This is a genomic window from Ruegeria sp. (genome assembly GCF_965221235.1).
Lineage (GTDB): Bacteria > Pseudomonadota > Alphaproteobacteria > Rhodobacterales > Rhodobacteraceae > Ruegeria.
Genome location: NZ_CBDCRS010000004.1, coordinates 340,337 through 352,552 on the forward strand (window position 1 = coordinate 340,337; position 12,216 = coordinate 352,552).

10 protein-coding genes and 1 riboswitch are annotated in these 12,216 nt (G+C 59.0%); of the genes, 2 read left to right on the plus strand and 8 right to left on the minus strand.

The features are described 5' to 3' along the window. Nucleotides 1-4: 4 nt before the first annotated feature. Both gltS and ACOQOY_RS04670 read right to left on the minus strand, forming a co-directional pair. Complete coding sequence (gene gltS / locus ACOQOY_RS04665) at nucleotides 5-1,219, minus strand: sodium/glutamate symporter (protein WP_420584319.1); 1,215 nt, start codon at nucleotides 1,217-1,219, stop codon at nucleotides 5-7. Nucleotides 1,220-1,228: 9 nt separating this feature from the next. Continuing rightward, the gene (locus ACOQOY_RS04670; protein ID WP_420584320.1) at nucleotides 1,229-1,750 is read right to left on the minus strand and encodes a DUF6446 family protein; all 522 of its coding nucleotides are present in this window, start codon (nucleotides 1,748-1,750) and stop codon (nucleotides 1,229-1,231) included. Nucleotides 1,751-1,847: 97 nt separating this feature from the next. Between ACOQOY_RS04670 and ACOQOY_RS04675 the strand changes: the two genes are divergently transcribed. Continuing rightward, nucleotides 1,848-2,474 carry a MarC family protein gene (locus ACOQOY_RS04675; RefSeq protein WP_420584321.1) on the plus strand — a complete coding sequence of 209 codons (627 nt, stop codon included), beginning with the start codon at nucleotides 1,848-1,850 and terminating at the stop codon, nucleotides 2,472-2,474. A gap of 8 nt (nucleotides 2,475-2,482) precedes the next feature. Here the strand turns inward: ACOQOY_RS04675 and ACOQOY_RS04680 are convergent, their stop codons facing one another. After that, nucleotides 2,483-3,412 carry a glycine--tRNA ligase subunit alpha gene (locus ACOQOY_RS04680; protein WP_420584322.1) on the minus strand — a complete coding sequence of 310 codons (930 nt, stop codon included), beginning with the start codon at nucleotides 3,410-3,412 and terminating at the stop codon, nucleotides 2,483-2,485. 205 nt (nucleotides 3,413-3,617) lie between these two features. On the opposite strand from ACOQOY_RS04680, the gene ACOQOY_RS04685 reads away from it, so the two are divergent. Further along, nucleotides 3,618-5,357 (plus strand): serine protease, encoded by a 1,740-nt coding sequence (locus ACOQOY_RS04685; RefSeq protein ID WP_420584323.1) that lies wholly within the window; start codon nucleotides 3,618-3,620, stop codon nucleotides 5,355-5,357. A 40-nt stretch (nucleotides 5,358-5,397) separates the two neighbouring features. Here ACOQOY_RS04685 and ACOQOY_RS04690 read toward each other — a convergent pair whose 3' ends face one another. The 5 genes from ACOQOY_RS04690 to metZ all read right to left on the minus strand — a co-directional run bounded on the left by ACOQOY_RS04690 (nucleotide 5,398) and on the right by metZ (nucleotide 11,997). After that, nucleotides 5,398-6,975 (minus strand): 5-guanidino-2-oxopentanoate decarboxylase, encoded by a 1,578-nt coding sequence (locus tag ACOQOY_RS04690; RefSeq protein ID WP_420584324.1) that lies wholly within the window; start codon nucleotides 6,973-6,975, stop codon nucleotides 5,398-5,400. Then, the gene (locus ACOQOY_RS04695) at nucleotides 6,975-8,423 is read right to left on the minus strand and encodes a TrkH family potassium uptake protein (RefSeq protein ID WP_420584325.1); all 1,449 of its coding nucleotides are present in this window, start codon (nucleotides 8,421-8,423) and stop codon (nucleotides 6,975-6,977) included. Before ACOQOY_RS04695 ends, ACOQOY_RS04690 begins: the two co-directional genes overlap by 1 nt. 50 nt (nucleotides 8,424-8,473) lie before the next feature. After that, nucleotides 8,474-9,268, minus strand: a complete 795-nt coding sequence (locus ACOQOY_RS04700) for a hypothetical protein (RefSeq protein ID WP_420584326.1) — start codon at nucleotides 9,266-9,268, stop codon at nucleotides 8,474-8,476. A 266-nt stretch (nucleotides 9,269-9,534) separates the two neighbouring features. Continuing rightward, nucleotides 9,535-10,638: a GTP cyclohydrolase FolE2 gene (gene folE2 / locus ACOQOY_RS04705; protein ID WP_420584327.1), complete on the minus strand. Its 1,104-nt coding sequence runs from the start codon at nucleotides 10,636-10,638 to the stop codon at nucleotides 9,535-9,537. Between the two features lie 168 nt (nucleotides 10,639-10,806). After that, nucleotides 10,807-11,997 carry an O-succinylhomoserine sulfhydrylase gene (gene metZ, locus ACOQOY_RS04710; RefSeq protein ID WP_420584328.1) on the minus strand — a complete coding sequence of 397 codons (1,191 nt, stop codon included), beginning with the start codon at nucleotides 11,995-11,997 and terminating at the stop codon, nucleotides 10,807-10,809. Nucleotides 11,998-12,062: 65 nt separating this feature from the next. Next, a riboswitch (SAM riboswitch) is annotated at nucleotides 12,063-12,140 on the minus strand. Between the last annotated feature and the right edge of the window lie 76 nt (nucleotides 12,141-12,216).

Sequence of the window (12,216 nt, forward strand, 5' to 3'; positions counted from 1 at the left end):
GTCCTTAGAAATTTACAATCGTCTGGATGACGATGGCATTGGCAATATCCACAAAGAATGCGGATACAAGGGGGAGTACGATAAAGGCAATAGGCGACGGGCCATATCGCTTGGTTACTGCGGTCATATTGGCAATGGCGGTAGGGGTCGCGCCCAGTGCAAAGCCGCCGAAACCGGCGGACAGCACGGCGGCGCGATAATTACCGCCCATCACCGGGAACAGCACCCAAATCACAAATGCCACGGCAAACAGGGTTTGCGCGGTCATGATTACGGCAATGGCCAAACCCAGCTCGGCAATGGTCCAGAGTTGAAGGCTCATCAGCGACATGGCCAGAAACGCACCCAGCGAGAATTCCGAGATCAGGGCCAGCGACGGCGTGCGCGATACTGGCGGAGCCTTCGGGGCCAATACCGTACGCACGTTGGCGATGACGATCCCCATGATCAGGCACGGCACGAACACGGGCAGCTTTAGCCCGGCGGCGCTGATCACCTCGGACAGCATGTATCCGAGGACAATCGCCACATTCAGGTGCAACAGGACACGCATGATCGTTATGTGATCAATGGACGACAGCCTGTCATCAGACGCATCTGGCAAACCGATCGTATTGACCTCGTCCGGACGATCAGGCGCAAGGCTGCGCCCTTCGACCAGCAGCCGGGCGATCGGACCCCCGACTAAAGCGGCCAGCACAAGACCCAATGTGGCAACTGCCACGCCCAGTTCGGTGGCCCCTGCCAATCCCGTCACATCCTCTACCGCCGGAGCCCAGGCAATCGCCGTGCCATGCCCGCCGATCAAAGCCGCCGATCCGAACAGCACCCCGGCCTGCGCGGGATAGCCAAACAGCACAGCCCCTATCGCCCCGATCACATTTTGCGCCAGAATGGTCGCAAGGGTCAGCACCAGCAGGATCAACAGAGGTTTCCCCCCCGCGATCAAATCGGAAAGCCGCGCATTCAGACCAATCCCGGCAAAGAACACAAGCAGAAGAAAGTCTCGTGTCGCCAAACCAAAGGTCAGTTCCAGATCAAACCCAAGGTACAACGCCAGAACGACGAGAGACGCCAGCAACCCGCCCGTGACCGGCTCGGGGATATTGAACTGGCGTAGCATTGGAACGCGCGCGTTGATTTCGGCCCCGATCAGATAGACCGCAAACCCGAGAGTTGCGGTCAGAAAGTCCGGGATTTGCAGCGCGCCTTCGGTCATATCACGGCCTCAATTTTCGGGTCTTGGCGGGCAATCCTCGCCCACGACAGTCCCGTCATAGGCTTTTTCGCCGCAATTGTTCAGCGCATGCCAGACATAGCCTTTGCCATCGGATGTAACGGCGACAATGCGATCAACGCCATAATGGATGTTCTTCGTCCCCATAAAGGCCTGCGCCCGCCCGGATTTCAGGGCATCCGCAATAGCGATCGCGTCATAGCAATCGAACCACCCCGGCGCGGTCAAAGGCTCTGAGTTTTCCACCCGCTGAAACGCCGCGAGGTCTTCTTCCGTCAGATCAGTTTCGAAGCAGGCGCGGTAGCGGATCGGAGAGCTGTCGGCATCAATCGCCTGAAACGACGTATACGCGATGGGTTGTGGGGTTTCCGTGCCGTTCGTCAGCAAGACCACATCCTCGCCGGGCTGGGCGGCGACCTCATAATAAAACCCGTAGACCTGAAGATAATACATACCGGCCCCGGCCAGAGCCGCCGAAACTAGAAGGATGATTGCAAGCAGTTTTCCGGTCATCTTTCGAACACCATGATCATACGGCCTCTTTCAACTTTACAGAAAATAGGCCAGTTTCCAGACCGATACAGGTTGGAACGAGGTTTTTGGAATGGACATGACCCTTGCTGTTGGGTTCTTTGGCGCGCTGTTTGCGATCATGAACCCGATCACCAACCTGCCCGTATTCCTGAGCGTCACTGACGGCCTGACGCCCGAAGACCAGCGCAAAGTCGCGGCCAAAACGGCGACCTATTGCCTGATCCTTGGCGGAGCCTTCGCGGCCATTGGTAACCAAACCCTGGGCCTGTTCGGTATCAGCGTGGACGATTTGCGCGTCGCGGGTGGTCTGGTCGTTCTGATGATCGGTCTGAACATGCTGAGCGGCACCGAAAGCACCTCGCATCACGGGACCGAGGGTGAAAAACAAGCCTATCCCGAGCCCGCTACGGTCGCCTTCTACCCACTGGCCTTTCCAATTCTTGTTGGTCCCGGCACGATCACGACGCTGATCCTGTATGCGCACCATATCTCCAAGCCAATAGATGCGATCATCTATGCTGGCGTGTTTCTGGCCGTTCTGTTCCTGCTGTTTATCACCTTCTGGAACGCCTCGGCTTTGTCCAAACGCCTTTCCGAGAACGCCCGCGTGATCATGAGCCGTTTCATGGGCATGATCCTGTCGGCCATCGCGATCAGCATGATCGCTGATGGCCTGAAAGTGCTGCTGCCCGGATTGGCGTAAGCGCCCCATCAGGCCTCGAACCCGGCGGCCTCGGTCAACAGGAACGCATCGGCGCATTGTTTGGCCAGCGCCCGCACGCGACCGATGTAGGCCTGCCGTTCCGTCACTGAGATCACGCCGCGCGCGTCCAGCAGGTTGAACACATGGCTGGCCTTGATGCACTGATCATAAGCAGGATGCGCCATGACAATACGCTTGCCGGTTTTCGGATCATCATGTTCCTGCGTCAGAATGGCGGCGCACTCGGCCTCCGCCTCTTCGAAATGGCGCAACAGAACTTCGGTGTTCGCCACGTCAAAGTTCCATCGGGCGTATTCTTCCTCAGTCTGTTTGAAGATGTCGCCATAGGTCAGCGGGCTTGGCGACTGAGGGTCGTTGAACGGCATGTCCATCACGTGGTCAATGCCAAGAACGTACATCGCCAAACGCTCCAATCCATAGGTCAGCTCGCCTGAGACCGGCGCGCAATCATGGCCGCCGACCTGTTGGAAATAGGTGAACTGGCTGACTTCCATCCCGTCGCACCAAACCTCCCAGCCCAGACCCCAAGCGCCCAGCGTCGGGCTTTCCCAGTCATCCTCAACAAAGCGGATGTCATGCAGTTCCATGTCGATGCCGATCGCTTCGAGGCTGCCCAGATACAGCTCTTGCAGGTCCGGCGGGCTGGGTTTGATCAGCACCTGATACTGATAATAGTGCTGCAACCGGTTCGGGTTCTCACCATAACGTCCATCGGTCGGGCGGCGCGAGGGCTGCACATAGGCCGCGGCCCACGCTTTTGATCCCAAAGCACGCAGAGTGGTTGCCGGGTGGAACGTACCCGCGCCCACTTCCATGTCATAGGGTTGCAAAATGGCGCAGCCGTTTGACGCCCAATAGGTCTGAAGCCGCAGGATAATTTCCTGAAAAGAACGAGGTGCATTGGACGGTTCGGTCATGACATTCCCTTTGGGCACATCTGCGCCCGGTTCCGGTCGGTTTTGCCCTTCCTATGCAAGGGGCCAAGGGGCGTCAACGGGCCATTGCCCCGACGCTGTCACTGCGCCGCCACACTGGAAATTCCCCGTATTCCAAGCATGGCGTTCCCACCCCCAAATCGCGTAACCTACGGCAAAGCCAAAACACTGCAAACACGGGCAGACAATGACACGCATATTCACTGCAATTTTGTTTCTATTTCTCTTCGGAACGCGCGCCGTTTTCGCGCAGCAAGGCGAAGGCGTTTGGGTTCAGGTCGAGGCGCAACCCACATTGCGCGAAGCACAGGACCGGGCACAGGCCTATGCAAACACCCTGCCCGATGTAAACGGGTTTCGCCTGAACTCAGGCTGGTATGCCATTGTTATCGGGCCTTATTTGCGCAACGACGCTCAACAGGTTCTGCGCGTCTACCGGGCCGAGGGGCAAATCCCTGCGGACAGTTTCATCGCATTTTCCAGCGCGCTGGGGCAGCAGTTCTGGCCGGTCGGGGCCAACATCCTGAACCGGGGTGTTGTGACGCCGCCGGTCGAAAACACGCCCCAGTCCGATCCCGCGGTATCCGGCCTGACACCCGAGCCGTCTGATGAAACGCGTGCGCAAGCGCTGCAATCGGAACGCCAACTGACAGGGCAAGAACGTCGCGACCTGCAAACCGCGCTTCAGGCCGCAGGGTTCTATAACGCCACGATTGACGGTGCTTTTGGTCAGGGAACGCGCCGTTCGATGGGCGACTGGCAGCGGTTTAATGGCTTTGAGGCCACCGGTGTTCTGACCACGGCGCAGCGCAAGGCGCTGATGGACGACTATAACGCGCCGCTGATCAGCGTCGGCATGGCACGGCATTCGGACCCACAGGCGGGCATTGACCTCGACCTGCCGCTGGGCGTCATAGGCTTTGACCGGTACGAGGCCCCGTTTGTGCATTTCGACAGCACAACCGAACTGGGAGCTAAAGCCCTGTTGATCAGTCAAGAAGGCAACAGGGCCACCCTGCGCGCTCTGTACGACGTGATGCAGTCGCTTGAGATCGTCCCCCTGGGCGGCTCACGTGAGCTGCGCGGCGACCGCTTTGCTCTGGAAGGGCGCGGCAACGGCATCGTGTCTTACACGCAGGCAGCGCTGAAGGATGGACAGATCAAAGGCTTTACGCTGGTCTGGCCCGAGGGTGATGAGGCGCGCCGGGCACGGGTTCTGGCCGCAATCAAAGCCAGTTTTTCGACCAATGACGCCGTATTGGACGCCGGTGCTGGTTCGAGTGCCGAGCAGCGGATCGACCTTGTATCCGGTTTGCAGATCCGCAAGCCGCGCCTGTCCCGCTCGGGCTTTTACGCCGATGCAAACGGCACGATCCTGACTGTGTCCGAGGCCACCGACAGCTGCACCCGGATCACTCTGAACGACGATCAGGAGGTGCAGGTCGCATGGGCCGATACCGATCTGGGCGTGGCGGTTCTGCGCCCCAACCGCACTCTCGCCCCGATCAGCATCGCCGAGTTCAGTGCGGATCGCCCCCGCATCCAGTCCGAGGTTGCAGTGTCCGGCTTCTCGTATGAGGGCGCACTGGGCGCGCCCACGCTGACCTTTGGCGAGGTTTCCGACGTCCGTGGCTTGAACGGAGAAGACGGCGTAAAGCGCCTGACGTTAGCGGCCCAGCCGGGTGACGCGGGCGGGCCTGTTTTTGATGATGCAGGTCAGGTTGTTGGCATGTTGCTGCCCACCCCATCCGAGGGGCGCACCCTGCCCGCCTCGGTCAGCCTTGCGGCCACGGTCGATCGGCTGAACACGGTTCTTGAAAAAGCGGGCGTGTCCGGTCAGCCCGGTCAGGCGACCGCTGAAATTTCACCCAACGAGCTCAGCCGCAGGGCCAACGGGATGACCGTGCTGGTTCATTGCTGGGACTGATCTAAATAATCTAAAACGCCGCCTCATTGGGCGGCGTTTTTCATTTAACAATGTCCGGCGTCACATGGATCAGGGTTGGAACCGGTGCATCAAAGGCCGCTCGTACAGCCACCTGCATCTCTTGAAGATTGGACGGGGCAGCGGATAGAGCGCCAAACGCCTCAGCCAGTTTGCAGAAGTCAGGATTGTGAGCGACCACAGAATTGGGCGCGATTTGCCCGCGGACCATGCTGTCTTCGATCTCTTTCAGTTTATCATTATCCCAAAGGATGATCGGCAGTGACAGGCCCAGCTCAACCGCGACGCCTAGTTCCATCATGGTGTAGTGAAAGCCGTAGTCGCCTGCGATCACGGCCGTTGGCTTGCCCCTGCGGGCAACAGCTCCGCCTATTCCGGCGGGCAGGCCATATCCCAGCGTGCCAAACCCGGTCGGGTGGTGCCAGTGGTAGGGATAGGCCATGTCCCAAACCTCTTTCGCGACATAGGCGATCTGGGTCATGTCGGAATAGATCATCGTCTCGGCGGGCATGGTATCGCGCAACGCGTCCAACACAGGAATGATACCGGGGCGTTCGGCATCAATTTCCGCGCGCCACGCGCGACGGGCCTCAGCCACTTCTTCCCTGGTCCAGCAGGTTGCGGGTTTGATATCGTCAATTGCAGCCCAAAGCGCATTGGCGAAACTCTCACCATCTGCCTGCAATTTGATCCCTGCGCGGTGGTGATCGGACAGAACGTTGGGGTCAATATCGACGCGCACCAGATGTGCGGAGTGGCCCAGCGTTTCACGCCACAGATCGACCTCGCCCAGTTCGGCGCCCACCGCCACGACAAGGTCAGCGGAACCGATCACATCAGCGCTGCCCGGTCGTGAAAGGTTGGCACCAAAGTCCAGCGCATAGTTTAGCCCGGCCATGCCGCGCCCAGCAAACGTGGTGAAACAGGCGGCCCCCAACTGAGTCAGAATTTGCCGCCACGCATTCGACCGCGCCCCGCCGCCAAGAATGAAAAGCGGCCTGCGCGCAATATTCAGCAGCGAAACCACTGGCGCAACATCCGGCGGCAATGCCTTGGTCCGCAGCGCCGCCTGATTGGGAAACGGCGCCGGTTCGGCATTCGCCTCAAGCTGTGCAATCGGCACCTGAATATGCTTGGGCCGCGGGCGCGAAAGCGCGAAGTCTTCGAAGGCGCGCTCAACCAGCCCATAGGCTGCCTGCGCTGTCTTCGCCTCGCGCGACCAATCAGCCACGGTTTCAGCGGCCCCGCGCTGGTCTTTCATCTGGTGCAACTGCCCCTGCATCGTCTGCGATTCATCCAGACAGGAAGACATCACCAGCATCGGCACCGAGTCTGCATAGGCCTGCCCCATCGGTGTCATGATGTTGCACAGCCCCGGCCCGGTGATCACATAGGCCACGCCTGGCTTGCCGGTCGCCCGGGCATAGCCATCGGCCATGAACCCCGCCCCCTGTTCGTGCCGGGCCAATACATGGGTGATCTCTGCCTCTTCGATGCCGCGATACATTTCCTGATTATGCACGCCGGGTATGCCGAAAATCACGTCAACGCCGCGATCTTTCAGCATATGTGAAATCTGAGCACCCAGAGGTCGTTTCATCAGCTTCTCCAGAATTGGACAGTAAACAGGGCGTATACGGCGAGCAGTTCAAGCCGCCCAACCAACATGCCGACGGATAGCAACCATTTGGCCGTATCGTTCAGCCCCGCGAAATTCCCTGCCGGGCCGATTTGGTCGCCCAGACCGGGCCCCACATTGGCCAGTGCCGTGGCGGCCCCGGAGACCGAAGTTATAAAGTCCAACCCCGTCAACGCCAGTGCCCAGGCCAGTACGCCCAGAGACAGAACGAAGAACATGAAGAAACTCATCACCGAGGTCAGAACGTCCGTCCCAATCGTACGCCCGCCGTATTGTGGCTTGAACACGCCATGCGGTGAGCGGATGCGGCGGATCTGGGTTTTGATCGAAGCGAACAGCAACTGATAGCGGAAGATCTTGATCGAACAGGCGGTCGAGCCCGCGCAGCCCCCAATCAGGCCAATCAAGAAAAACAGCATGACCGGGAAACTGCCCCAGCCCATGTAATCGACGCTCGCATATCCGGTGCCTGAAATGATCGAGGTGATGTTGAACAGCGACTCGCGGAAGGCCTGTTCCCAATGGTGCGGAAAGACCGAGGTCAGGAACACCGCCATAACCACGACCAGCACCAGAATTGTCGCAAGAAAGGTCTTTATCTGGCTGTCCTGCCAAAGAGAATTCGTGTTGCCATTGGCAAACTGGACATACCGTACAAAGGGCAGCGCCGCGAGGATCATGAAGACGGCAGCGGCATATTCAGTCGGACCCGAGAACCGCGCGAAAGAGCTGTCGTAATTGGCAAATCCACCTGTGGCGATCGTGGTCATCGCATGGACAACGGCATCAAAGAACCCCATCCCCAGACCGGCATAGACCAACGCGCAAACAAAGGTCAGAAAGACGTAGATCAGGGAAATCTGGCCCGCGATCTCTTGCGCGCGCGGCAGGATTTTCCCCATGGTTTCGAAGCCTTCCGAGCGGAAGATTTGCATCCCCCCGACCCGAAGTTCAGGCAGAAACACCATGGCGACAACGATGATGCCGATACCGCCCAGCCATTGCAGCAATCCGCGCCACAGCAGCAGCCCCTGTGGCAGCTCATCTAGCCCAGAGATCACGGTCGATCCCGTGGTGGTCAGGCCCGACATCGCCTCGAAATACGCATCAACAAAACGCAGTTCGGTCTCGCCGAACAGAAAGGGGATGGCGCCAAAGAACGGCAGCGCCACCCAAACGCCAGTGGTCAGCAAAAAGGTCTGACGGATCGTCAGCCCCTCACCCACCCCGTTCGAGCAGCTGATTGCCAGAACCACTCCGGTCAGAATAGTAATAATGCCGCTTTCCAGAAATACATGCCATTCGCCGCGCCCTTCGATGAGATCCGCAAGCATGGGCAGCATCATGGTCGCCCCAAGAATGGCGACCAACAGGCCAATCACATATCCAACCGGGCGCATATCCGTCATGAGGCGCAGCGTTGGCGCGCCTGCACGACTGTGTCAAGCGCATGTCCCGTTTAGCCGTCCGATTTGCTGGCAGGTGTGGGCATCGCGGGCGGTTTTGACGGCGCGCGCGTCCGGCGCTGCGGGGCGGCAGCCTTTGTCGGTTCAACCTTGGTTTCAACAGGCTTTGCGTCCACCTTTGCCTCAAATGGCGTCGCCGAGGCAACAGCCGTGGCAGCGGCCGCTTTCGGGACAACGGGATTCGCTGGTTCCACCTTTGGCGCAGGTTGTTTGGCGACCGCTTTTGGTGCTGCGGGTTTTGCAGGCGCGTTTGCCGCCTTGGTCCGCGCGGCCGGTTTGGACGCGGTCTGCGCCTCAGCCTTGGACGCTGCGGGTTTGGGCGGTGCAGCTTTCGCCGGGGCCTTCGCCACTGCAGGTTTGGCCGCTTGAGGCTTGGGTTCTACCTTGGGCACAGGTTTGGCGGTTGTTGCTGCTGGACGCGCGCGCACAGCAGGCTTTGCCGCTGCTTTCGCAGGAGCAGTGGCCGGTTTGGCAACTGCGGGCTTCGGCGATTCGGCCTTGGGTGCGGCGACAGCCTTGGCCCGAACGGCCGGTTTGGCCCTGGGCTTGGGGGCCGATTTGGCCTTGGCCACGGGCTTGGCAGCAGCCGCTTTCGACTTGAATTGTGGCTTCGGTTTCGCCGGTGCCGGAACCGAAGAGGATGCGTGCAGCGCATGTACCGAAACGAACGGCAGCTCCATCGCCGAGTTGGCAAAAATTTGCATGATCTTCAGCTGGTTGCTAACCGCGTAGCCGGCCATACGAATAGCCGCCGCCTGAAATTCCAGCGGTTGGGTCATCGGATTCATTCGTCATTTCTCCTGTGAAAGCGATGCAGCTGTCATGGGAAAGAACGGCCCCGCACCGCCCTGATCGCTCGGGCAGTGTGTTTCGGCCTGAAGTTCCGGGGCGTCGCACGTCTCGGCTTCCTTTCAGAGTGGCATGATCACGCACACCACGGCTGCATACGCCGCCACTCTAACGCGAAACACAGTGCTGGCGCAGCATTTCCGCTGCGCTGCGGCAATTTTTCGCCTAAAGGATTACTTTGAGACCTTACGCGCCCCTTTTTTAGTCATCCGACGTGGAAAAAAGTCGAAAACAAGCGCGGGTCCAGACTGGACGAAACAAAGGTCGGGCCTTCGGTCAGTACCGAGACCGCATCATGGCTGTGCAGGCTTTCCTGATGGCTGGCGATGACACGGAAGTCGCCGACATGATGATCTGCCAGAAGCTCGGCACAGAACAGGCGCGCAGCGTCTTCGACAAAGATCGGGTTGGCGGCGTTTAGTTCGGCAAAGGCCTGCTCGTCCTCACGCTTGACCATCACCTGCGTCTCGGTCGGGACCGCGCGTCGACATAGCCCGATCAGATCCTCGAACCACAGGCAATCTGCGTCGCAATCCACAACAACCGAAATGCGCGCGACCGATCGCTGCGAATGCGGCGTAGCCAGTTGCCCGCGCGTCGACCGGGCATGTTCACTCAGTTCCAGCGAACATGGGCAGGTCGACGAATAGACGTAGTCCAGATGCATGATCTTCTGACGAACACCGTTCCGTTCCACCAGTTCCAGCGCGATATCGTAATACTGATACCCCTCCAGCCCCGAACGCAGGCTCTTCACCCGATCCGGATAAGAGAACCGCATCTGAATTCGCGCGTCAAAGCTGTCCAGATCGGTCATGTAGTCGTTTAGCGCGGCCTCCATGACCTCAAAGCTGAACGTACGCTCGGCATGTTTGTAGAACGAGCGCATGATGCGGGACATGTTGATGCCCTTCTTTTCCGCATCAAGGCTAACTGTGCCGGTGACAGATGTTTCCAGCGTCAGGTCCTCGCCGTGCTTTCGGTGAAACCGGATCGGCAGGCGGAAATTCGAGATGCCAACGTGCTGAATCTGTTGCTTTGCCCCCTGAATCAGACTGGACGGGCCATTCTGAAGGTCAGGCAAGGACGCGCGATAAGCGCTGTCTACGGTAAACCCCTCGGGATACTCGCGCGAAAGCGACGGGTAATTCACAGGCACCAATCCGGGAACCAGACGTGCAACGGCCGGGTCAAGTTGGCTGATCTCAGCCTCGGTCGCATTTTCTGCCCATTTGCGCAGGGTCTTCAGCGCGGCGGCGGCCTCATCACTGTCTGGCGCATCATCAATTTCACGGGGGTGCACATTCATTGATCGTAGCTCCTCAGTTGGTCGCCGGACTATATACAGCTTTGGCGCGTTTTCCAGTTTATCCGTATACGCACCAAAACACAGCCCGGATGAATTTCCGTACGACACGCAGTATTTACGCCCCATTCGGGCAGTATTCACCCGGGATTAGCAGGATATAGGGCGAAATTAGCGCTGAGAAACGTCCAATGCGTGCTTAATATCGGCAAGCAGGTCACCGGCGTCTTCAAGACCGACGGACAGACGGATCAGGCCGGGGGTGATCCCCAGTTCGTCTTTCTGCTCATCGCTCAGCCGCTGATGGGTTGTGGTCGCCGGGTGCGTTGCAATCGATTTGGCATCGCCCAGATTGTTCGAGATCACCGGGATTGACATCGCGTTGAGGAAGGCAAACGCCGCCTCTTTCCCGCCCTTGATATCCAGCGACAGAACCGTGCCGCCCTTACCGCCCAACTGCGACTGGACCAATGCGTTCTGAGCATGTGTCTTGAGGCCCGGATACAGCGTCCGCTCCAATGCGGCGTGACCTTCCAGAGCCTCAGCTATTTTTTGGGCGGACTCGGCTTGTGCATTCACACGCAGGGCCATCGTTTCCAGACCCTTCAGCATGATCCACGCACTAAACGGGCTGAGCGCGCCGCCAGTGTGTTTCATGTATGGCTCGACCGTGCCGCGAATGAACTCTTTCGTGCCGATGATGACACCACCCAGCGCGCGGCCCTGCCCGTCAATATGTTTGGTCGCGGAATAGATCACCACATCGGCGCCCTGCTCGATCGCGCGCGAGAAGACCGGGGTGGAAAAGACGTTGTCCACGACCACCAGCGCCCCGACCTCATGGGCCAGTTTCGCAACTGCTGAGATGTCGATCACCTCAAGCGTCGGGTTCGACATGGACTCAAAGAACACCGCCTTGGTGTCGGGACGGATCGCGGCTTTCCATTGCTCCAGATCGGTGCCGTCGACAAAGGTCACTTCGACACCGAACCGGGTTAGGATGTTCTCGACGATATAAAGGCAGGACCCAAACAGAGCCTTGGCTGACACGATATGATCGCCCGCCTTCAGCATCGAGGTCAGCGCACCATTGACGGCTGCCATCCCTGACGCCGTGGCGAACGCATCTTCACCGCCTTCAAGCATTGCAATACGCTGCTCAAAAATCGACACGGTTGGGTTGCCGTAACGGGCATAGATGAACTCATCCGGGCCGCATTCCAAAAAGCGCGCCTCGGCCTGTTCGGCGTTTTCGTAGACAAAGCCCTGGGTCAGGTAGATTGCCTCGCTGACCTCGTTATATTGGCTGCGACGGATGCCGCCATGGACGGCTTGGGTGCGTTTGTTCCAGCTCTCGCTCATGTCATTCCTCTCGACCCTTGTCTGGCAAGGGCATCAAAAAAACCCCAGACGCGGTCAAGCGAAAGGGGCCTTTCATCCTGACCTTTTAGCGGATGTGTTTAGCGTGGCCCGCAATCCGGTAACAAATCGCCACGTAGTAGGGTTGGCCTTACGCCGCACCATCGCACACGTCAACCCCAACTGATGCATCGTCACGGTTCTGTAATCACGCCGCGCGGA